The sequence below is a fragment of the Streptomyces sp. NPDC057271 genome, from assembly GCF_042668715.1.
Taxonomy (GTDB): Bacteria; Actinomycetota; Actinomycetes; order Streptomycetales; family Streptomycetaceae; genus Streptomyces.
The window spans coordinates 1-20,090 of the sequence record NZ_JBHUYJ010000126.1 but is presented as its reverse complement, the minus strand read 5'-3'; the positions used below and the strand labels follow the sequence as shown (position 1 = coordinate 20,090).

Here is a 20,090-nt window from a genome sequence, read left to right as displayed (position 1 = left end):
GCGGCAGCGACTGTGGGGGCGACCGAAGTCTTTTCTTTCTCTTCGCTGTTCGCTTGGTTCGGGGGGGCGCTGGCAGGGTCGACCGGAGTCGCCGGCTCCGGCAGGGCCCGCCGCCTCCTCGCGTCGTCGGCCACGATCCAGCTGCGGTGGAGGGCGATCAGTTCCTCGCGCGTGGCCCCGCACAGCCGTCCGAGCCGCTCCACGGGGGCGAACTCCGTGGGGACCGCGTCCCCGTTGCAGTACCGGTGCAGCGTCGACGTGCTCACGCGCAGCTTCTTGGCCAGCGCCCCGTAGCTGAGCCCGGATCGCTCCTTCAGTCCGCGTACGAGCTCCGCGAAACCGTCCGTCCCCGTTGCCACCCGCCCCGTCCCCCTCGTCTCGCCGTCCCAGGAACGCGTTCCAGGGAAGCCATGTTTCCCCAGGTCAGATAGGTGCGTGCGTTCCAGCTTCCCTCATTGTCCCGTGCCGATTGCAGCCGGAACGCATCGGCCCGCAGGGTATGAGCCATGCCGAACAGCCGAGCCACGGACGCCGTGGCCCTCGCGGTGCTGATCGTCTGCACCGCCATCACCATCGCGCTGATCCACCGTCACTGATCAAGCCGTTCATCACACTTCACGGGGGAAGACCTATGCGCATCACCACTCGCGTCACCACGACCGCCGCGACCGCCCTGATCGCCGCGCTGTCGCTCACCGCCTGCCAGGGGGACGACGCGGAGTCCGCCGCCGCGTCCTCGAAGCCGTCGACGGGAACGTCGTCGACCGGGCAGGCGCCGGCGCCGAAGCCGTCCACCCAGCCGACCGCGGCATCGCCGTCGGCCGCCCCGTCGCCGTCGAAGCAGGGGACGAGGCCCACGACCGGAGCGAAGGACGACGGCCCGGTCACCACAGCCTGCACCGGCGCCACGACCAAGGTCGTCGTGAGCAAGGTGTCCCGCCCCGTCAACCACCTGCTGCTGACCGTCACCAACACCGGCAACCGTGCGTGCAACGCCTACGGGGCGCCGTTCGTCGGCCTCGACGACGCCCAGGCCCCGCTCGGCATCCTCGAGGAGTCACGCCCGCAGGCCGTCGTCACCCTCGCCCCCGGCGCCTCGGCCTACGCCTCGGTCATCCTGTCGGGCGAGCGGGGCGGCGACCCGGACGCGCACGGCCGCACCGTGCGGCAGGTGTCTGTCCACTTCGCCTCGGGCGACGGCTCGGGCGGCTCCGTGGGCAGCGGCAGGACGGTGACGGCGCCGAGCGGTACGTACGCCGACGACGACGCCACCGTCACGTACTGGCAGCGCGAGATGGACCAGGCTCTGACCTTCTGAGCCCGCCGGTCAGCGGATCGGGCGGGAGGTCCTCCCGGACACCTCGTCGATCTCGGTGTGTGCCTTCTGGAGCAGCTGCGAGGCGAGATCCATCAGTGCGCGGGCACCCGCGATCTCCTCGCCGACGCGCAGCTGCTCGGGGTCGGACGGGTGCCTGTGGGCGTTGCCCTGGGCGCGGAACTCGGTGCCGTCGCCGAGGCGCACCATGGCGGCCGCCCTCGTCCGGTCGCCGTCCTCCTGGAACTCCATCTCGATGTGCCATCCGACGAGCGTGTGCATCATGAGGACCACCTCCTGAGGTACTTCCAGGGTGCGCCGCGCGGCCCATCCTCACCAACCGGTGCGTACCAGCGCGCCCCGGAGCCGGCGCGGGCCCTCGACCCGGGAAGCCGCCTGGTTCACCGCCAGGCCGGAGACGTCGGTCGGCTGTTCGCCCGGTGGCCGAGGGGTACGCGGCGGACGGTCTGTCGCGGCCGGCCGAGATGGTCACCGTCCGTCAATTCATTTGCGCGTTCGGTGGCACCCCAGGCAGACTGTTAGTCATGACTAACGAATTAGCCCCCACGGAACTCGTCGAGACCGACGCACTCCCCCACTTCGGCCACCCGGACGCGGGCCTCGTCCTGATCTCCGAGTGGTCCACGCAGGACGCCGAACGGCAGCGGTTCGTGATGGACACCGTTGTGGACGTCTGGGCGCAGGCCGAGCTGCCGGACACCTTCCTCGCCCGCCACTGCCTGGCGGGCTCCGACGGCCGCACGATCCTCAACTACGCCCAGTGGGCGGACTCCGGCTCCCACCTGGCCTTCTCCGCGGACCCCGCCAACCAGCTGGCCATCGCCGGCCCCATCCGGCCCCTCATCACGGTCGGCCCGCCCGGCCGCTACACCCACGGCCGCGTGGTGCGGTTGCGGGACGCGCCGATACGCAGCCTCAGCACCGCCCCGTCCGAGGACGGCGTCGCCCAGTACGTCCACCGGGCCGCCGACGGCAGGAGCGTCCATGTCCTCACGGCCCACGAAGACGAAGGGGACGGAACCGCCCTGCGGTTCCGTCCCTATCGGGGAGTCGTACGAGGAGCCGCCCGGTAGACCGACGAAGCCGGTCCGGACGACGTCAGACGCCGCGGCCCAGCTTCTGGGCGACCTCGGTCGCCCAGTAGGTCAGGATCATCTGGGCACCCGCGCGCCTGATCCCGGTCAGCGTCTCGAAGATGGCCCTGTCGCGGTCGATCCAGCCCTTCTCGGCAGCGGCCTCGACCATCGCGTACTCACCACTGATCTGGTACGCGGCGACGGGCACGTCCACGGCGTCGGCGACCTTCGCCAGCACGTCGAGATAGGGACCCGCGGGCTTCACCATCACCATGTCGGCGCCCTCCTCCAGGTCGAGCGCCAACTCACGCAGCGATTCACGGAGGTTGGCCGGATCCTGCTGGTACGTCTTACGGTCGCCCCGCAGGGACGAGCCGACGGCCTCACGGAAGGGGCCGTAGAAGGCGGAGGAGTACTTCGCGGTGTACGCGAGGATCGACACGTCCTCCTTGCCGATGGTGTCCAGCGCGTCGCGGACCACCCCGACCTGACCGTCCATCATCCCGGACGGCCCGACGACATGGACGCCGGCGTCGGCCTGGACCTGGGCCATCTCGGCATAACGCTCCAGCGTCGCGTCGTTGTCGACACGCCCGTGCTCGTCCAGGACACCGCAGTGCCCGTGGTCGGTGTACTCGTCCAGACACAGGTCCGACATGATCACGAGGTCGTCGCCGACCTCGGCCTTCACGTCCCGGATCGCGACCTGCAGAATCCCGTCCGGGTCCGTGCCCGCGGTACCGGCGCCGTCCTTCTTCTGATCCTCCGGCACACCGAAGAGCATGATCCCGGAGACCCCGGCCTCCAGCGCCTCCACGGCGGCCTTCCGCAGGGTGTCCCGGGAGTGCTGCACCACGCCGGGCATCGCGGCGATCGGACGCGGCTCGGCGATTCCCTCGCGCACGAACGCGGGAAGGATCAGATCGGCCGGGCTCAGCCGCGTCTCCGCCACCATCCGCCGCATGGCAGGAGTCGTCCGCAGCCGCCGCGGCCGCGCCCCGGGAAAGGTTCCGTACGAGTTCATACGACGAGGCTACGCCGGTGGGGGCGCCGGCTTTGCCGACGAGTTGTGGGCATACGTTCCGCAGGGCGGACCGGTGGCTCGACGCCGGCAAAGACGTCGCACCCACCGCGGGACGCAGGAGGTGCGGGACCTTCACAAGGCCCCGCACCCCGGCGAACCTACGTGGTCCGACGTCTCCGGGCGCCCGGCCGCCGCTCCGACGGCCGCGTCACCGGGTCCCCCGCCTCCAGCGCCGCCGCCCGCCGCCGCAGACCGAAGTCCGCCAGCGCCTCCGCGAGCTTGTGCACCGACGGCTCGGGCGAGAGCACATCCACCCGCAGCCCGTGCTCCTCCGCCGTCTTCGCGGTCGCCGGACCGATACAGGCGATGACCGTCACGTTGTGCGGCTTCCCGGCGATCCCCACCAGGTTCCGCACCGTCGAGGACGAGGTGAACAGCACGGCGTCGAAGCCGCCGCCCTTGATCGCCTCACGCGTGTCCGCCGGCGGCGGCGACGCTCGCACCGTCCGGTAGGCGGTGACGTCGTCGACCTCCCACCCGAGTTCGATGAGGCCCGCGACCAGCGTCTCCGTCGCGATGTCCGCCCGCGGCAGGAAGACGCGGTCGATCGGGTCGAAGACCGGGTCGTACGGCGGCCAGTCCTCCAGAAGCCCGGCGGCGCTCTGCTCACCGCTCGGCACCAGGTCCGGCTTCACACCGAAGTCGACGAGCGCCGCGGCGGTCTGCTCGCCCACCGCCGCGACCTTGATCCCGGCGAAGGCACGCGCGTCGAGCCCGTACTCCTCGAACTTCTCCCGCACCGCCTTCACCGCGTTGACCGACGTGAAGGCGATCCACTCGTAGCGTCCGGTCACCAGGCCCTTGACGGCCCGCTCCATCTGCTGCGGCGTCCGCGGCGGCTCGACGGCGATGGTCGGCACCTCGTGCGGCACCGCACCGTACGAACGCAGCTGGTCGGAGAGCGACGCGGCCTGCTCCTTGGTGCGCGGCACGAGAACCCGCCAGCCGAAGAGCGGCTTGGACTCGAACCACGCCAGCTGGTCCCGCTGCGCCGGGGCGCTGCGCTCGCCGACCACGGCTATGACCGGCCGGTGCCCCTCGGGCGAGGGAAGGATCTTGCCCTGCTTGAAGACCTGCGCGATCGTGCCGAGCGTCGCGGTCCAGGTCCGCTGCCGGGTCGTCGTGCCGCCGATGGTCACGGTGAGCGGGGTGTCCGGCTTACGGCCGGCCGCCACCAGCTCACCGGCCGCCGCCGCCACCGCGTCCAGCGAGGTGGACACGACCACGGTGCCGTCCGAGGCACCGACCTCGGCCCAGCAGCGGTCGTCGGCGGTCCGGGCGTCCACGAAGCGCACATCGGTGCCCTGCGCGTCGCGCAGCGGGACACCGGCGTACGCGGGTACACCCACCGCCGTGGCCACACCGGGCACGACCTCGAAGGGGATGCCCTCGGCGGCGCAGGCGAGCATCTCCTGACCTGCGTTTCCGTCGAGGCCGGGGTCGCCGGTCACCGCGCGGACGACCCGCTTGCCGCCCCGTGCGGCCTCCATGACAAGATTGGTCGCATCCCTCAACACGGGGACACCGGCGGTTGTTGACGCCTCGTCAACAACCGTCAGCTCAGGCGTGCTCACGCCCGCGCGCGCATGGCACCGGACTACTTCGAGCACCTCCGGCTCGGCGATCAGTACGTCCGCGCCGGCGAGGGCTTCGACGGCCCGGAGTGTCAGCAGTCCGGGGTCGCCTGGTCCGGCGCCGAGGAAGGTGACGCTCCCGTGGCCGAAGAAGGCCGAGGGCGCGGGGCTGGTGGTCGGGCTGGTGGGGCTCAAAGTGCTCGCTCCCCCATAAGACCGGCCGCACCCTTGGCGAGCATCTCGTCCGCGAGTTCGCGTCCGAGCGCCATCGCCTCGTCGTGCGACGCGGGTACGGGACCGGTGGTGGACAGCTGCACCAGCGTCGAGCCGTCGGTGGTGCCGACGACGCCGCGCAGGCGCATTTCGGTGACAATCTGCCCGCGGCCGGAATCCTCGGCCAGCAGGTCGGCCAGCGCACCCACGGGTGCGGAGCAGCCGGCCTCCAGGGCGGCGAGCAGGGAGCGCTCGGCGGTCACGGCGGCCCGGGTGCCCGGGTCGTCGTGTGCGGCGAGCGCGGCGACGAGGTCGGCGTTGGACGCCAGGCACTCGATCGCCAGTGCCCCCTGGCCGGGGGCAGGCAGGACGGAGTCGACCGACAGGTGGTCGAGCGACAGGGAGCCTGTGAGCTCCGCCGTCCCGCCGATGCGGTTGAGGCCGGCCGCGGCGAGAACCACCGCGTCCAGCTCTCCGCCACGTACGTATCCGACGCGGGTGTCGATGTTCCCGCGGATCGGCACGGTCTCGATGGTCAGCCCGTGGCTGCGCGCGTACGCGTTGAGCTGGGCGGTGCGACGCGGCGAACCGGTGCCGATCCGGGCGCCGTCGGGCAGCCGGTCCAGCGTCACTCCCGCGCGGGCGACCAGCACGTCACGCGGGTCCTCGCGCTCCGGGATGGCGGCCAGCACCAGCTCGGGGTGCTGCGCGGTCGGCAGGTCCTTCAGGGAGTGGACGGCGAAGTCCACCTCGCCGGCCAGGAGCGCGTCGCGCAGAGCGGCGACGAACACGCCGGTGCCGCCGATCTGTGCGAGGTGCTCACGGGAGACGTCCCCGTACGTCGTGATCTCCACGAGCTCGACGGGCCGGCCGGTCGTCCGCCGGACGGCGTCGGCCACATGCCCGGACTGGGCCATGGCGAGCTTGCTGCGCCTGGTCCCGAGCCTCAGTGCCCTCTCGGTCATACTCGCCCTCGGTTCTTGACGTCGGCGTCATTCAGGTCGGCCCGGGAGACGGAGGCGACCGTCTCCGGGTCGAGGTCGAAGAGTGTCCGCAGCGCGTCGGCGTACCCGGCGCCGCCGGGCTCGCTGGCCAGCTGCTTGACCCGCACGGTGGGCGCGTGCAGGAGCTTGTCGACCACCCGGCGCACGGTCTGGGTGATCTCGGCGCGCTGCTTGTCGTCGAGGCCGGGCAGCCGGCCCTCCAGCCGGGCCACCTCACCCGCGACGACATCGGCGGCCATGGTGCGCAGGGCGACCACGGTCGGGGTGATGTGCGCGGCGCGCTGGGCGGCGCCGAAGGCGGCCACCTCGTCGGAGACGATGGAGCGCACCTGGTCGACGTCGGCGGCCATCGGGGCGTCGGCGGAGGCCTCGGCGAGCGATTCGATGTCGACCAGCCGGACGCCCGGCGTGCGGTGGACGGCGGCGTCGATGTCGCGCGGCATGGCGAGGTCGAGCAGGGCGAGCGGGGCCGTACGGCCCGCCATCGCGGTCTCGACGGCCTCGCCGGTCAGGACGAGTCCGGTGGCTCCGGTGCAGGAGACGACGATGTCGGCACGTGTCAGTTCGTCGCCGACGGCAACCATCTCGACCGCGCGCGCGGCCACGCCCGTGGATCCGGGCTCGGTGAGGATCTGCACCAGCCGCTCGGCGCGCGGGGCCGTACGGTTGGCGATCACGATCTCGGCGACGCCGGAGCGCGCGAGGGTGGCGGCGGCCAGCGAGGACATCGATCCGGCGCCGATCACCAGGGCGCGCTTGCCCGCGGCCCAGCCGTCGACGTCCGCACCCTCCGCGAGCTGTTCCAGGCCGAACGTGACGAGCGACTGCCCGGCCCGGTCGATCCCGGTCTCGCTGTGTGCGCGCTTGCCGACCCGCAGCGCCTGCTGGAACAGGTCGTTGAGGAGGCGGCCGGCGGTGTGCAGGTCCTGGCCGAGCGCGAGGGCGTCCTTGATCTGGCCGAGGATCTGGCCCTCGCCGACGACCATGGAGTCGAGCCCGCAGGCCACCGAGAAGAGGTGGTGGACGGCCCGGTCCTCGTAGTGCACGTAGAGATAGGGGGTGAGCTCCTCCAGCCCGACGCCGCTGTGCTGGGCGAGGAGCGTGGACAGCTCGGCGACACCGGCGTGGAACTTGTCCACGTCGGCGTAGAGCTCGATGCGGTTACAGGTGGCCAGGATCGCGCCCTCGGCGGCCGGTTCGGCGGCGAGGGTGTCCTGCAGCAGCTTGGCCTGGGTGTCCGCGGCGAGCGAGGCCCGCTCCAGGACGCTGACCGGGGCGCTGCGGTGGCTGAGGCCGACGACGAGGAGACTCATGCCGGCATCACGGCGGGGATGTCCCCGTCGGGTCCCTTGCGGCCGGCGCCCTTGGCCGGGGTCTCGCCCGCCGAGCCGAGCGGCACGGGCGGCGCCGGTACGGCGGCGGCCTCGGTCTCCGCCTCCTCGCCTGCCTTGCGCTGCTCGTGGAAGGCGAGGATCTGCAGCTCGATGGAGAGGTCGACCTTGCGCACGTCCACGCCGTCGGGCACGGAGAGCACGGTCGGGGCGAAGTTCAGGATCGAGGTGACGCCGGCGGCCACGAGCCGGTCGCACACCTGCTGGGCGACGCCGGCGGGGGTCGCGATGACGCCGATCGAGACGCCGTCCTCCTCGATGATCTTCTCGAGGTCGTCGCTGTGCTGGACGGGGATCCCGGCGACGGGCTTGCCGGTCATGGCGGGGTCGGCGTCGATGAGCGCGGCGACCCGGAAGCCACGGGAGGCGAAGCCGCCGTAGCCGGCGAGCGCGGCGCCGAGGTTACCGATACCGACGATGACGACGGGCCAGTCCTGCGTCAGACCGAGTTCACGTGAGATCTGGTAGACGAGGTACTCGACGTCGTAGCCGACACCTCGCGTGCCGTAGGAGCCGAGGTAACTGAAGTCCTTGCGCAGCTTCGCGGAGTTGACGCCCGCGGCGGCCGCGAGCTCCTCGGAGGAGACCGTGGGTACGGAGCGCTCCGACAGTGCGGTGAGCGCACGCAGATACAGCGGAAGCCGGGCGACGGTGGCCTCGGGAATTCCTCGGCTACGGGTCGCCGGTCGGTGAGTTCGGCCAGTTGCCACGGTGCTCCTGCGGGATGAGCGGGGCTGCAGGCGGCCGTGTGTCCCAAGACCGCCCCGTCGAATGCAGGCTATGTCTTTGTGAACGCGTGCACAAAGATGGTGTCCGTTTTGTCCGGCCAAAGTGACCGGGGTCACGCGACCGGTTCGCGCCAGGACGGAACCACGGAGCGCCTCGACCCGTTGGGAACCCGAAGGGGGCAAAACCGCACACTCTCCTCACGATCATGCCCCCGAAACCCAACAAAACGTCCACGATGGTAACCGTCTTCGTGTCAGCCACCCAGTTCACGCCTGAGCCGCCCGGCGTCCACTCGCCAGAACGTGTGCTGCTCGCCGTCGACCAGGACCACCGGAATCTGCTCCCAGTACGCCCGGTGAAGCTCCTCGTCCTGGGTGATGTCCTTCTCCTCCCAGCTCGCCCCGGTCTCGGCGCAGACCGCCTCGACCACGGCACGGGCATCGTCGCAGAGATGACAGCCCGGCTTGCCGATCAGCGTCACCGTCCGCGCGGCGGCGGGAGCGGCGGAGGTGTTCTTCTTCGCTCGTCCAAACATGCCGTCCATTCTGCGCCGCGCCGCGCCGTGCCCCCTGTCTCCAGCTTGCCCCCGATGTCCGCTTAACAGGAGAGTCGCGGAGTGTTCACGCCGCCGCATCCCGACACGTCGGGAAGTACCGAACAGACTGGCTATGCTCACGACATGGCCGCACTGGGATGGCTCACCCCCCGTAGGCGCTCCGCCACCGCGCGCAGCGTTCTGGCAGGCGAGGCCGCCGCCGAGGCGGCGCGCAAGACCTCGCAACAGCTCGAACTGGAACGGGAGACGGCGGCGCGGGCCGAGCCCGAGAAGCCGGTCGAGCCCGAGTTCCCCGTCGTGGGCGACGCCGAGGCCGCCGCCTTCTTCGACCTCGACAACACCGTGATGCAGGGCGCCGCGATCTTCCACTTCGGCCGCGGCCTGTACAAGCGGAAGTTCTTCCAGCGCCGCGAACTGGCCCGCTTCGCCTGGCAGCAGGCCTGGTTCCGGCTCGCCGGCGTCGAGGACCCGGAGCACATGCAGGACGCCCGCGACAGCGCGCTGTCCATCGTCAAGGGCCACCGCGTCTCCGAGCTGATGTCCATCGGCGAGGAGATCTACGACGAGTACATGGCCGACCGCATCTGGCCCGGCACGCGCGCCCTCGCCCAGGCCCACCTCGACGCCGGGCAGAAGGTCTGGCTCGTGACCGCCGCGCCCGTCGAGACCGCCACGATCATCGCCCGGCGCCTCGGTCTGACCGGCGCGCTCGGCACGGTCGCCGAGTCCGTCGACGGCGTCTACACCGGGAAGCTCGTCGGCGAGCCCCTGCACGGGCCCGCCAAGGCGGAGGCGGTACGCGCGCTGGCCTCGGCCGAGGGCCTGGACCTGAACCGCTGCGCGGCGTACAGCGACTCGCACAACGACATCCCGATGCTCTCGCTGGTCGGCCATCCGTACGCCATCAACCCGGACACCAAGCTGCGCAAGCACGCGAAGGCCCGTGACTGGCGGCTGCGCGACTACCGGACGGGCCGCAAGGCCGCCAAGGTCGGCATCCCGGCCGCGGCCGGCGTCGGCGCGCTCGCGGGGGGCACGGCCGCCGCCGTCGCCCTGCACCGACGCCGCCGCTGACCCCGACACGGCACACGACACACCGGGCACCACCGGGCACGCCGCGCCGCGCCGGCACGCGAACACACCGCCGCGACACGACTGGCACCGTCCCGTGGGTCACCCACTGCCGATACGTTTCGGCTGCGATCGTCTGCGACAACGCGGGATCCGTCGCCCTCACCCTTACGTGGTCGAACACCGGCGCACATGTCGACTCGGGCGCATTCGCGGCTCCCTACCCAGCAGCGGCCCAGATCACTCACCGCCTTAGCAGTCGACCACAACAGAGCGTGCACGCAGTCACACTCGAAAGCCAAGCGATCAACAACCGGTCACGAAGTGCGAAGAATCCCGTCCGCAAGTAGTAACGGATGCGACGGAATCGATGATTTGAGCAACTGGGTGTAGCGCTGCCTGTACGAAGCGTTATTCTCCTCAGACGCACACCGGAACCCACACGTCGCCACGGCGAGTGAACGGTCCCGCACTGCACGTGATGGAAGCTCTGCCTCTGGGAGTCCCGTGTACCCACACGTCGGGGTTGACGCCTCGGGCCTGGCTACGCTGCGCGCAACGGTCCTCGACCACTTGCGCGGCTTCGTCCCCACCGCGTACGCCGGCCCTGTCCCCGCCTTTGCCTTCGCCGCACCGGCACCCGCCGGTCCCTGCTATGCCCTCGCCGAGAGCGGTGCCGCTGTCGGCAGACGGGGCAGCCGCGGCGGCACCGGAACCTCGACCGCCGCCCGCCGCCCCACCGCCGACAGCGACAGCGCCCGCATGATGGACCTGGTCGAGCGCGCCCAGGCCGGCGAGGCCGAGGCCTTCGGCCGCCTGTACGACCAGTACAGCGACACCGTCTACCGCTACATCTACTACCGCGTCGGAGGGAAGGCGACGGCGGAGGACCTCACCAGCGAGACCTTTCTGCGCGCCCTGCGCCGGATCTCCACCTTCACCTGGCAGGGCCGAGACTTCGGCGCCTGGCTGGTCACCATCGCCCGCAACCTGGTCGCCGACCACTTCAAGTCCAGCCGCTTCCGGCTGGAGGTGACCACCGGCGAGATGCTCGACGCCAACGAGGTCGAGCGCAGCCCCGAGGACTCCGTGCTGGAGTCCCTCTCCAACGCCGCGCTGCTCGACGCCGTCCGCAGGCTCAACCCCCAGCAGCAGGAGTGCGTGACCCTGCGGTTCCTGCAGGGCCTCTCGGTCGCCGAGACGGCCCGGGTCATGGGCAAGAACGAGGGCGCGATCAAGACCCTCCAGTACCGGGCCGTGCGCACCCTGGCACGCCTGCTCCCGGACGACGCCCGCTGACCGCTGCGCGCCCCCCACACGCGCCCCCACCACCGCGCCTGCGCCCACGCGCGCCCACTCTCACCCGGCTCCGTCCCCGCATGTCCCCACCCCCAGTCCCTCACGCCCCCAACCCCCCACTCCCCCCGACCCCCGTCCAACTCACAGTCGGTGACGCCTCGATGACGCACTGGTCCGATCATCTTTCGCGCGTAACCCAAGTGCCGCGCCGCTCGTTGTGCGGAATGCAGGCTCCCTGTGGTCACGCCATGCCCACAGCCACTCACTCTTTCGTGTGGATGTGTTCAAGGCGTGCAACCTTCCGGACACCCCGGGGAGTCGACCGTCATGACGAGAGGAGGTGCCGCCAGTGATCGCGAACGTATCGGCGCACCGGCGGGCGAACGCCTTCGCCCAGGCCCTGGATGACCGGACGCCCGACGACGCGACGGCCGAGCGGCCCGAGGCGTCGGCCGAACCGGCCGAACCGGGACGGCTGTTGGCCCTGGCGAACGGTCTCGGCGAGTTGCCGAGACCGGAGATGGACCCCGAGGTCAAGGTGGTGCAACGAGCACAGCTCGTCGCCGCCATGGAAGCGATGCTCGCGGAGGGAAGCGCAGCAGCGGGCCCTACGGTGCCGGAGCAACGGACGTCGAGCGGGCGGGGAGCCCACCGGGCCTCTCCGCTCCGGAAACTGCGCCCGCGCTCCCGCTGGTCGAAGGGCATCGCCGCGGGCGGCCTCACGGTCGGTGTGGCCGCGGGAGCTTTCAGCGGTGTGGCCGCTGCCAGCTCCGACGCCCTCCCCGGTGACTCGCTCTACGGCCTGAAGCGCGGGATGGAGGACATCAAGCGCGGCATGGCCGACGACGACTCCGAGCGGGGCGGGATCTTCCTGGACCAGGCGTCGACGCGGCTCAGCGAGGCTCGCAGACTCATGGAACGAGGACGCGCCGGCGACCTCGACCACGAGTCCCTCAGCGAGATCCGCCGCGTCCTCGGTGGCATGAAGCACGACGCCTCCGAGGGCCACCGGCTGCTGCGCCAGGCGTACGAACGGGACGGCGAGATCGGGCCGATGGCCCGGCTGAACAGCTTCGCCCAAGCCCACCGCTCCACCTGGAACGGCCTGCGCGACCGGCTGCCCGTCCAGCTCAGCGACGTCGGCAAGGAGGTGAACGACGTCTTCGTCGCCATAGACGAAGAGGTCGAGCCGCTCCAGAGCATGCTCCCCCGCACCCCGGAGAAGGGAGCCGTCGAGAGCGGCGGCGCCGGCACCCCGCAGGACACCCCGCGTACCCACACCCAGGGCCCGGCGTCCTCCCCAGCCGCCCCATCCACAGGCGGCGAAGGCTCCACCCAGCCCCAGCCCTCGGGCTCCGGCTCCGGCACGGGCTCCCCACAGGACGACGGCCTGCTCGGCGGGAACACGGGCGGACTGCTCGACAACGCGCCGACCGGGACGCTCCCGACACCGTCCGGCAGCCACACGACACCCGAAATGCCGGATGTCACCCTGCCGCCGCTGCTGCCAGGCCTGCTCCCCGGTCTCGGCATCGACAGCGAGGACGCCCCCTAGCCGGTACGTGTGTGGGGCGCCCCTCTCCGGAGGGGAGGGCCAAACACACACGGCAAGGACCAGCCCTTCCCCCTGTTCTGGGCACAGAAAGAGAGGACGCCCCTGGGCGGGGATGGGGGTGGGCCCCCCCTCTCGGGGGGGGCCCCCCACACACGTACGGCCGGAAGATCAGAAGAACACGGACCTGCGCTGCACCAGCAGCTTGTACAGCGTGTGCTGGATCTGCTCGCGGACCTGGTCCGTCAGGTTGAACATCAGCATCGGGTCATCCACCGCCTCCGGCGGATAGCCGTCCGTCGGGATCGGCTCGCCGAACTGGATCGTCCACTTCGTCGGCAGCGGCACCGCGCCCAGCGGTCCCAGCCAGGGAAACGTCGGCGTGATCGGGAAGTACGGAAAGCCCAGCACCCGCGCCAGCGTCTTCGCGTTGCCGAGCATCGGATAGATCTCCTCCGCTCCCACGATCGAGCACGGCACGATCGGCACGCCGGCCTGCAGGGCCGTCGAGACGAACCCACCCCGGCCGAAGCGCTGCAGCTTGTACCGCTCGCTGAACGGCTTCCCGATGCCCTTGAAGCCCTCCGGCATCACCCCCACGATCTCGCCGGACCGCAGCAGCCGCTCCGCGTCCTCCGCGCACGCCAGCGTGTGCCCGGCCTTACGGGCGAGCTCGTTCACCACTGGCAGCATGAAGACCAGGTCCGCCGCGAGCAGGCGCAGATGACGGCCCGCCGGATGGTGGTCGTGCACGGCGACCTGCATCATCAGACCGTCCAGCGGCAGCGTCCCCGAGTGGTTCGCCACCACCAGGGCACCGCCCTCGGCGGGGATGTTCTCCACGCCCTTCACGTCCACGCGGAAGTACTTCTCCGCGAGCGGCCGCACCAGCGACATCAGGACCTGGTCGGTGAGTTCCTTGTCGTAACCGAACTCGTCGACCTCGTAGTCACCGGTCACGCGCCGCCGCAGGAACGACAACCCACCCACGAGCCGCCGCTCCCACCCGCTCCGACGCCCCTCGGCCCCCGGAGCGCCGTCCGGCCGGTACGCGGATGCGTCCGAGCCGCCCCCGGAGGCCTCCGCGGCCTCCACGGGCTTCGGGGCCTCCACCGGCACGGCCGGCCACGGAGCCTCCTCGGGCCCGTGCTGCCCCGGCAGAGCCCGTACGGCGGCGTCCCTGGCCGCCCTGCCGGGACGCCGGCGTGCCCGTGAACGGTCGTCGTCGAACGGAATGACCTTGGCGTCCGCCATCGTTACCTGGGCTCCTTCTGATCCAGCCGGGCCGCGACCCGGTCCACGGCCCCCGCGAGCGTCTCCGGCGGCAGCAACCCCGGCCCTCGGCTGCGGACGAAGTCCGCGAAGGTCTCGGCCGTCGTGAACCGGGGCCTGAAGCCGAGGGTCTCGCGCATCTGGACCGTCGAGACCACCCGGCCATGGGTGAGGAGCCGGATCTGCTCGGGCGAGAAGTCGGTCACGCCGACCGTCCGCAGCGCCGAGCCCACCCAGGTGACCGCGGGCAGCAGCACCGGCACCGTCGGACGCCCCAGCCGCCGTGCGCACTGCGAGAGCAGCAGCACGCCGTCACCGGCCACGTTGAACGTGCCGCTGTTCAGCGTCGCCCGGCGCGGCTCGCCCGAGGCGAGCTCCAGGACGTCGACGACATCGTCCTCATGGACGAACTGCAGCCTCGGGTCGTAGCCGAAGACGGTCGGCATGACCGGCAGGGACAGATACTCGGCGAGCGGGGAGTCCACCCGCGGACCGAGGATGTTCGCGAACCGCAGCACACAGACGGCCACGTCCGGGCGGCGGCGCGCGAAGCCTCGCACGTACCCCTCGACCTCGACGGCGTCCTTGGCGAAGCCACCGCTCGGCAGCGACTTGGGCGGCGTCGTCTCGGTGAAGACGGCCGGGTCGCGCGGCGCGGAGCCGTAGACGCTCGTACTGGACTTGATCACAAGGCGTCGGATCCGCGGTGACTTCTGGCAGGCCCCCAGCAGCTGCATGGTGCCGATGACGTTGGTCTCCTTGGTGGACGCGCGGCCGCCGGCGCCCAGCGCGATACCGGTGACGTCCATGTGGACGACCGTGTCCACCTCGTGTTCCGCGAGCACCTTGGCGATGGCGGGCTGGCGGATGTCCGCCCGTACGAAATCGGCCCCGCCGAGGTCGTGTGCCGGTGGAACGGCGTCCACGGCGACCACTCTGTCCACCTCGGGGTCCCGCTGGACACGCCGTACGAATCGGCCTCCGAGATGCCGGGCCGCACCGGTGACGAGCACGACCTTGCCCAAGATCAGCGCCTTCCGTCGCTCTCGGCCCCGGGTTCTCCCGCAGGGCCCTGTGCGCCACCGTAGCGCCTCGTTGTTGCACTGCGATGACCGCCGTGGGCAACCGGGTGGAACCGGCCGAAAAAACGTGGCCCCCCACCGATTTCGGTGAAGGGCCACGCTTCGACGCACAAACAGCCGTCGTTACAGCCGTCGCTTACTTCTTGTTGCGACGCTGAACGCGGGTGCGCTTGAGCAGCTTGCGGTGCTTCTTCTTGGCCATCCGCTTGCGCCGCTTCTTGATAACAGAGCCCACGACTACCCTCGCTCACTTCTTCTCACTCGGTGCGGGGCGTCTGGGCCCACACGACCTACGTCGGCCTAGCCTACCGGCCAGAGCGCCGCAGTTGTAATCCGAGGGGTACGCGGGCTCTCGGCTAAGCCGTCTCCACCCCCACGAAGGACTCCCTGAGGTACTCGTGAACCGCCTGTTCCGGGACCCGGAAGGACCTGCCCACCCGGATCGCCGGCAGATGACCGCTGTGCACCAAGCGGTACACGGTCATCTTCGACACTCGCATCACCGAGGCGACTTCCGCCACGGTCAGAAACTTGACCTCGTTCAGAGGCCGATCGCCAGCAGCCATGACCCACCTGTACCTTCCGCACACGACGCCCACCGGCTTCCCCTCCGGTGACCCTGCGTCGCTGTGCGCTCACGCTCCAGACTAGGGGCGTGTGGTACGAGTGGGGAAGAGGAGCAGCCATCGGCCGTTTACCGTGACAGACACGCTCGATTGAGTACATAGCGAGTAAGCGGGCGGTAGTGATCGGACCGCACCCCATCATCAAGCGGAACGGCTACGGAGACCTGCCCCTCCGCCTCTCCGACGAACAGCGCCGGATCGTCCGTATCAGCCAGACCCATGGCCTCGATACCCAGCTGACCTGCACCGCAGACCCATCCGTGGTCCCCCACGACAAGTTCCGGAAGCGGCCACCCTTCCTCCACCACCCCCTCCAGAGCGGCCCTAACCGGCAGCGGCGAGTGGGTGTGCGCCCCCGTCTCACGCCCCGTTCCCGGCAGACCCGGTTCTCGCACCAGCGCGACACCGCGCGCGTAGTCGAGGACGTACGTGCGTAGGCCGAACCGGGTCGTTATGTCGACACATCGCCCCTGCGCGGGTGTGAGAACAAGACATCCCGCCGCCGACAAAGCGTCTGCGAGCGCTCCGTAGAAGCCGAGCAGCCGATGCGGATGACCGGTCCCGAACAGCACCGGAGCCCGCCGTCCGGCGGCCTCACCGAGCCGCTCGGCGAACGCGTCGAGCGCGCTCAACGTCCGCTCCGGATCGATGACATCGGGCCCCGAGCGGTGCGCCGGATCCCGCGACACCCCGCACTTGTCCGCCATCAGCCGCAGCAAGTCCCCCTCGCCCCAGCCCCATTCGGGGTCGAGGCCCAGCATCACCCGCGGATCCCGCGCCGCGAAGAGCCGATAACTCCGCAGACTTTCCTCACGCGAGGTCGCCACGGTCCCAGCCAACCCCGCCGCCAACAGATGCGCCCGCAGCGCCCCGGTACTCAGCACCCTCTCGATGCTGCCCGAGCGAAGGTGACGAGGGGCCAGAACCCAAGGGAGACCGCACAGTCGGCGTAACAGAACGACCGTCCCAGACGTCGTCCAGGCGCCCTCGGCGTCTCCGGGAGTACGGCTACGCGAGCAGCCCCCGGAGCGGGAACGCCGCCCGCCGCGTCGCCAGCACCGCCTGGTCGAGCCGGTCCGCCGGGTCGTACCCCTCCTCCCACTCCCGCCACTCCACCGGCCACCGTCCGTCCGTCATCCGGATCGGCCCCGGCTGCCGCGTCCGTGCGTAGACCAGGTCGCGCCACGACGAAGGAATCACCGACTCGGGATCGATCTCCGCGTGCGCGGCGATCGCCACCAGATGCGTCCACGACCGCGGCACGACATCCACCACGGCGTAGCCGCCACCACCCAGCGCGACCCACTTCCCGCCGTCCACGTGCGCGTGCGCGAGTTCATGACAGGCCACCTGTACCGCCCGCTGGGCGTCCAGCGACACCGCCAGATGCGCCAGCGGATCCTCGAAGTGCGTGTCAGCACCGTGCTGCGTCACCAGGACCTGCGGCCGGAAGTCCGCGAGCAGCTCGGGCACGACCGCGTGGAAGGCCCGCAGCCACCCGGCGTCCCCGGTCCCCGCCGGCAGCGCCACGTTCACCGCGGACCCCTCGGCGGCACCCGGGGCACCCGTCTCCTCCGGCCACCCCGTCTGCGGGAACAGCGTCCGCGGGTGCTCGTGCAGCGAGATCGTCAGAACCCGCGGATCCTCCCAGAACGCCGCCTGCACCCCGTCACCGTGGTGGACGTCCACATCCACGTAGGCGACCCGCTCCGCCCCCAGCTCCAGAAGGCGGGCGATCGCCAGGGACGCGTCGTTGTAGATGCAGAACCCCGACGCCGCACCCGGCATCGCGTGATGCAGCCCGCCCGCGAAGTTCACCGCGTGCGCCGCCTCACCGCGCCACACCGCCTCCGCCGCCCCGACCGACTGCCCGGCGATCAGCGCGGACGCCTCGTGCATCCCCGAGAACGCCGGATCGTCGACCGTCCCCAGACCGTAAGCCTGGTCAGCGTGACGCGGATCGGCCGAAGCCGCCCGCACGGCCGCCACATAGTCCTCGCGGTGCACCAGACGCAGCGTCGAGTCACCGGCCGGCCTCGCCGCCACCACGTCCACGGCACGGTCGAGCTCGTACGCCCGCACCAACCCCATGGTCAGCGCGAGCCGTACCGGATCCATCGGATGCTCGGACCCGAAGTCGTACTGCGTGACAGCTTCATCCCACATCAACCGTGCGCGGCCGCTCATGTCCGCCACCGTATCGGGCCGCTCGAGAACCGAACGACGTGGCGTACGCCACCGTCACCAGGACCAGCACCATCGGCACGAGCATCGCCCCCCGGTAGCTCCAGGCGTCCCCGAGCGCCCCCACCAACGGGGACCCGATCAGGAACCCCACGTAGTTGAAGACGTTCAGCCGCGCGACCGCCGCGTCGCTCGCCCCCGGACCGTGACGTTCGAAAGCCTGCCGCCCGGCTGCCGCGAACGTCTGCGGCACGATCACACTCAGCCCGAGCCCCAGGACGGTGAACCCGGCCATCCCCACCCAGGCCCCCGGCGCCACCGCCACCAGCCCGAACCCGAGCGCCGCGAGGACCGCCCCGCATCGCACGACCGTGGCCGCCCCCAGCCGACGCACCCCGAAGTCGCCCACGGCACGCCCGAGGAGCGTGGTGACCATGTACGCGTTGTACGGGACGGTCGCCAGCTCCTCCGAACCGCCGAGCACGTCCTGGAGGTACTTGGCGCTCCAGTTGGAGACCGTGGAATCACCGATGTACGCGAAGGTCATGACGAGACAGAGCGGCAGCAGGAGCGCGAAGGAGACCCTGGCCCCACCCGCCTCGACCTCCTCGGCCTCGCGCGGCTCCACCCCTGGCGTGTACCAGCGGCTCGCCACGAGCGCCGCCGGCAGCAGGAGGCCGACGACGGGCAGATACGACACGAACAGCGGCAGATGCCAGTGCGCCCCGACCCAGGCCAGCGAGGCTCCCGCGATCCCGCCCAGGCTGTACGCGGCGTGGAACCCGAGCATGATGGACCGCCCGTACGCCCGCTGGAGGCTCACCCCGAGCATGTTCATGGACGCGTCCAGCGCACCGACCGCGAGCCCGAAGACCCCGAGGGCGACGGCGACCTGCCACAGTCGCGTCCCCGCGCCGACGGCCAGCAGCGCCAGCAGGACGACCGGCTGCGCCCACCGCAGCACCGCCCCCGGGCCCACCCGGGTCACCACCTTCTCCGTGGCCACGCTGGACACACCGGCGAGGATCGGCACGGCGGCCAGGAAGACCGGCAGCAACGCGTCGGAGATGCCGTACCGGTCCTGGATGGCCGGTATTCGGGTCACAAGGAGCGCGAACGTCACGCCCTGCACGAAGAAGCTGACCGCCAGGGATCCCCGCCCACGCCGCAACCGCGCATCCGTCATGGCGGCACAGCGTAGGACCCAGGTCTACCCATGGGTAGATGGATCACAGACCCAAAATCGCCGGCAGTTCGTCCATGGTCCGGAAGAACCCGGTGGCGCCTGCGAGCCTCTCCTCGGGCGTCATCGCGGCGAACCCGTAGACGTCCATCCCGGCGGCCAGCGCCGCCTGGACCCCGAGCCTGCTGTCCTCGACGACCACACACCGCTCGGGCGCGACCCCCATCCGGGCGGCGGCATGGAGGAACAGATCGGGCGCCGGCTTGCCCTTGCCGACGTCCTCGGCGCTGAAGATGTTCTCGTCCCGGAACCAGGCGTCGAGCCCGGTCTTCCGATGCCCGACCCGAATCCGCTCATGGGATCCGGAGGACGCGAGGCAGTAGGGAACCTCGCCGTCGACGAGCCGCTTCAGCACCTCGGTGACCCCCGCGACGGCCTCCAGCTCCCGCTCGAACGCATCGAACGTACGCGCGTGCAGCGTCTCGTCGAAGTCCGTCGGCAACCGTTGCCCGGTCCGCTCCCCGACCAGATCGTGGACGCGATGCACGGCGGCACCCATGTAGTCCCGCAGGGAGTCCTCGTAGGAGGTGGGGTGCCCGAGCTCGGTGAGATAGCCGGCCAGGATGCTGTTGGCGAGGGGCTCACTGTCGACGAGGACACCGTCGTTGTCGAAGACGACCAGTTCATAGCGCATGCCCACACGATAAGCGGGGGTGAACGCAGAAAAGCCCCGCACCAGAAGGTGCGGGGCTTTCCCACAATGATTGTTCGGCGGCGTCCTACTCTCCCACAGGGTCCCCCCTGCAGTACCATCGGCGCTGAAAGGCTTAGCTTCCGGGTTCGGAATGTAACCGGGCG

At 70.8% G+C, this 20,090-nt stretch carries 22 protein-coding genes and 1 rRNA gene; 5 read left to right on the top strand and 18 right to left on the bottom strand.

Annotated features, from left to right (window positions below; all coding sequences use genetic code 11):
• Together ACFUJR_RS34845 and ACFUJR_RS34840 are read right to left on the bottom strand one after the other, a co-directional pair.
• Window positions 1-359 (bottom strand): helix-turn-helix domain-containing protein (locus tag ACFUJR_RS34845; RefSeq protein WP_383451098.1); only part of this gene is annotated, 359 nt, incomplete at its 3' end.
• Between the two features lie 256 nt (window positions 360-615).
• Entirely contained in the window at window positions 616-930 is a 315-nt protein-coding gene (locus tag ACFUJR_RS34840) for a hypothetical protein (protein WP_383178086.1), read from the bottom strand.
• Between ACFUJR_RS34840 and ACFUJR_RS34835 the strand changes: the two genes are divergently transcribed.
• Window positions 923-1,318, top strand: a complete 396-nt coding sequence (locus tag ACFUJR_RS34835; RefSeq protein ID WP_383178084.1) for a DUF4232 domain-containing protein — start codon at window positions 923-925, stop codon at window positions 1,316-1,318. The two genes, ACFUJR_RS34840 and ACFUJR_RS34835, sit on opposite strands and share 8 nt — an antisense overlap.
• Before the next feature lie 9 nt (window positions 1,319-1,327).
• On the opposite strand, the gene ACFUJR_RS34830 is transcribed toward ACFUJR_RS34835, so the two are convergent.
• A complete protein-coding gene (locus ACFUJR_RS34830; protein ID WP_137994621.1) occupies window positions 1,328-1,597 on the bottom strand; it encodes a DUF1876 domain-containing protein in 270 nt (89 codons plus the stop codon).
• Window positions 1,598-1,860: 263 nt separating this feature from the next.
• Here ACFUJR_RS34830 and ACFUJR_RS34825 point away from each other — a divergent pair, with 263 nt between their 5' ends.
• Complete coding sequence (locus ACFUJR_RS34825; protein ID WP_383178081.1) at window positions 1,861-2,409, top strand: hypothetical protein; 549 nt, start codon at window positions 1,861-1,863, stop codon at window positions 2,407-2,409.
• A gap of 25 nt (window positions 2,410-2,434) precedes the next feature.
• On the opposite strand, the gene hemB is transcribed toward ACFUJR_RS34825, so the two are convergent.
• The 6 genes from hemB to ACFUJR_RS34795 form a co-directional block, all read right to left on the bottom strand.
• Window positions 2,435-3,436: a porphobilinogen synthase gene (gene hemB / locus ACFUJR_RS34820; RefSeq protein WP_383178078.1), complete on the bottom strand. Its 1,002-nt coding sequence runs from the start codon at window positions 3,434-3,436 to the stop codon at window positions 2,435-2,437.
• Window positions 3,437-3,594: 158 nt separating this feature from the next.
• Window positions 3,595-5,265 (bottom strand): uroporphyrinogen-III synthase, encoded by a 1,671-nt coding sequence (locus ACFUJR_RS34815; RefSeq protein WP_383178075.1) that lies wholly within the window; start codon window positions 5,263-5,265, stop codon window positions 3,595-3,597.
• Window positions 5,262-6,248 carry a hydroxymethylbilane synthase gene (hemC, locus tag ACFUJR_RS34810; RefSeq protein ID WP_383178072.1) on the bottom strand — a complete coding sequence of 329 codons (987 nt, stop codon included), beginning with the start codon at window positions 6,246-6,248 and terminating at the stop codon, window positions 5,262-5,264. The genes ACFUJR_RS34815 and hemC overlap by 4 nt, the downstream gene beginning before the upstream one ends.
• Complete coding sequence (locus tag ACFUJR_RS34805; protein WP_383178069.1) at window positions 6,245-7,600, bottom strand: glutamyl-tRNA reductase; 1,356 nt, start codon at window positions 7,598-7,600, stop codon at window positions 6,245-6,247. The genes hemC and ACFUJR_RS34805 overlap by 4 nt, the downstream gene beginning before the upstream one ends.
• Window positions 7,597-8,388, bottom strand: a complete 792-nt coding sequence (locus ACFUJR_RS34800; protein WP_383178066.1) for a redox-sensing transcriptional repressor Rex — start codon at window positions 8,386-8,388, stop codon at window positions 7,597-7,599. Before ACFUJR_RS34800 ends, ACFUJR_RS34805 begins: the two co-directional genes overlap by 4 nt.
• A 272-nt stretch (window positions 8,389-8,660) precedes the next feature.
• Window positions 8,661-8,951, bottom strand: coding sequence for a glutaredoxin family protein (locus ACFUJR_RS34795; protein WP_383178063.1), 291 nt, complete (start codon window positions 8,949-8,951; stop codon window positions 8,661-8,663).
• Between the two features lie 135 nt (window positions 8,952-9,086).
• Between ACFUJR_RS34795 and ACFUJR_RS34790 the strand changes: the two genes are divergently transcribed.
• The 3 genes from ACFUJR_RS34790 to ACFUJR_RS34780 all read left to right on the top strand — a co-directional run bounded on the left by ACFUJR_RS34790 (window position 9,087) and on the right by ACFUJR_RS34780 (window position 12,888).
• Window positions 9,087-10,037, top strand: coding sequence for an HAD family hydrolase (locus ACFUJR_RS34790; RefSeq protein WP_383178060.1), 951 nt, complete (start codon window positions 9,087-9,089; stop codon window positions 10,035-10,037).
• A gap of 504 nt (window positions 10,038-10,541) precedes the next feature.
• Window positions 10,542-11,333 carry an ECF subfamily RNA polymerase sigma factor, BldN family gene (locus ACFUJR_RS34785; protein WP_137988687.1) on the top strand — a complete coding sequence of 264 codons (792 nt, stop codon included), beginning with the start codon at window positions 10,542-10,544 and terminating at the stop codon, window positions 11,331-11,333.
• 349 nt (window positions 11,334-11,682) lie between these two features.
• Window positions 11,683-12,888 (top strand): DUF5667 domain-containing protein, encoded by a 1,206-nt coding sequence (locus ACFUJR_RS34780; protein ID WP_383178056.1) that lies wholly within the window; start codon window positions 11,683-11,685, stop codon window positions 12,886-12,888.
• A 168-nt stretch (window positions 12,889-13,056) separates the two neighbouring features.
• Here ACFUJR_RS34780 and ACFUJR_RS34775 read toward each other — a convergent pair whose 3' ends face one another.
• The 9 genes from ACFUJR_RS34775 to rrf all read right to left on the bottom strand — a co-directional run.
• A complete protein-coding gene (locus ACFUJR_RS34775; RefSeq protein WP_383180262.1) occupies window positions 13,057-14,139 on the bottom strand; it encodes a lysophospholipid acyltransferase family protein in 1,083 nt (360 codons plus the stop codon).
• Window positions 14,140-14,141: 2 nt separating this feature from the next.
• A complete protein-coding gene (locus tag ACFUJR_RS34770) occupies window positions 14,142-15,182 on the bottom strand; it encodes an NAD-dependent epimerase/dehydratase family protein (protein WP_383180265.1) in 1,041 nt (346 codons plus the stop codon).
• Between the two features lie 193 nt (window positions 15,183-15,375).
• Window positions 15,376-15,474, bottom strand: coding sequence for a 30S ribosomal protein bS22 (locus ACFUJR_RS34765; protein WP_003948845.1), 99 nt, complete (start codon window positions 15,472-15,474; stop codon window positions 15,376-15,378).
• A gap of 121 nt (window positions 15,475-15,595) precedes the next feature.
• Window positions 15,596-15,805 carry a helix-turn-helix domain-containing protein gene (locus ACFUJR_RS34760; protein ID WP_158988220.1) on the bottom strand — a complete coding sequence of 70 codons (210 nt, stop codon included), beginning with the start codon at window positions 15,803-15,805 and terminating at the stop codon, window positions 15,596-15,598.
• A 128-nt stretch (window positions 15,806-15,933) separates the two neighbouring features.
• Window positions 15,934-16,749 (bottom strand): phosphatase, encoded by an 816-nt coding sequence (locus tag ACFUJR_RS34755; RefSeq protein ID WP_383180270.1) that lies wholly within the window; start codon window positions 16,747-16,749, stop codon window positions 15,934-15,936.
• Window positions 16,750-16,873: 124 nt separating this feature from the next.
• Window positions 16,874-18,052 (bottom strand): acetoin utilization protein AcuC, encoded by a 1,179-nt coding sequence (locus ACFUJR_RS34750; RefSeq protein WP_383180273.1) that lies wholly within the window; start codon window positions 18,050-18,052, stop codon window positions 16,874-16,876.
• A complete protein-coding gene (locus ACFUJR_RS34745; RefSeq protein ID WP_383180276.1) occupies window positions 18,021-19,235 on the bottom strand; it encodes an MFS transporter in 1,215 nt (404 codons plus the stop codon). Before ACFUJR_RS34745 ends, ACFUJR_RS34750 begins: the two co-directional genes overlap by 32 nt.
• Before the next feature lie 43 nt (window positions 19,236-19,278).
• Window positions 19,279-19,926, bottom strand: coding sequence for an HAD family hydrolase (locus ACFUJR_RS34740; RefSeq protein ID WP_383180279.1), 648 nt, complete (start codon window positions 19,924-19,926; stop codon window positions 19,279-19,281).
• Between the two features lie 72 nt (window positions 19,927-19,998).
• Window positions 19,999-20,090 (bottom strand): 5S ribosomal RNA (gene rrf / locus ACFUJR_RS34735); the annotation flags it as partial.

Bases quoted from the DNA above. Each gene is read 5' to 3' on its own strand.
- ACFUJR_RS34750 (WP_383180273.1), bottom strand. From the start codon at position 18,052: ATGAGCGGCCGCGCACGGTTGATGTGGGATGAAGCTGTCACGCAGTAC.
- ACFUJR_RS34740 (WP_383180279.1), bottom strand. From the start codon at position 19,926: ATGCGCTATGAACTGGTCGTCTTCGACAACGACGGTGTCCTCGTCGAC.
- ACFUJR_RS34775 (WP_383180262.1), bottom strand. From the start codon at position 14,139: ATGGCGGACGCCAAGGTCATTCCGTTCGACGACGACCGTTCACGGGCA.
- ACFUJR_RS34790 (WP_383178060.1), top strand. From the start codon at position 9,087: ATGGCCGCACTGGGATGGCTCACCCCCCGTAGGCGCTCCGCCACCGCG.
- ACFUJR_RS34830 (WP_137994621.1), bottom strand. From the start codon at position 1,597: ATGCACACGCTCGTCGGATGGCACATCGAGATGGAGTTCCAGGAGGAC.
- ACFUJR_RS34795 (WP_383178063.1), bottom strand. From the start codon at position 8,951: ATGGACGGCATGTTTGGACGAGCGAAGAAGAACACCTCCGCCGCTCCC.
- hemB (WP_383178078.1), bottom strand. From the start codon at position 3,436: ATGAACTCGTACGGAACCTTTCCCGGGGCGCGGCCGCGGCGGCTGCGG.
- ACFUJR_RS34805 (WP_383178069.1), bottom strand. From the start codon at position 7,600: ATGAGTCTCCTCGTCGTCGGCCTCAGCCACCGCAGCGCCCCGGTCAGC.
- ACFUJR_RS34745 (WP_383180276.1), bottom strand. From the start codon at position 19,235: ATGACGGATGCGCGGTTGCGGCGTGGGCGGGGATCCCTGGCGGTCAGC.
- hemC (WP_383178072.1), bottom strand. From the start codon at position 6,248: ATGACCGAGAGGGCACTGAGGCTCGGGACCAGGCGCAGCAAGCTCGCC.
- ACFUJR_RS34760 (WP_158988220.1), bottom strand. From the start codon at position 15,805: ATGGCTGCTGGCGATCGGCCTCTGAACGAGGTCAAGTTTCTGACCGTG.
- ACFUJR_RS34825 (WP_383178081.1), top strand. From the start codon at position 1,861: ATGACTAACGAATTAGCCCCCACGGAACTCGTCGAGACCGACGCACTC.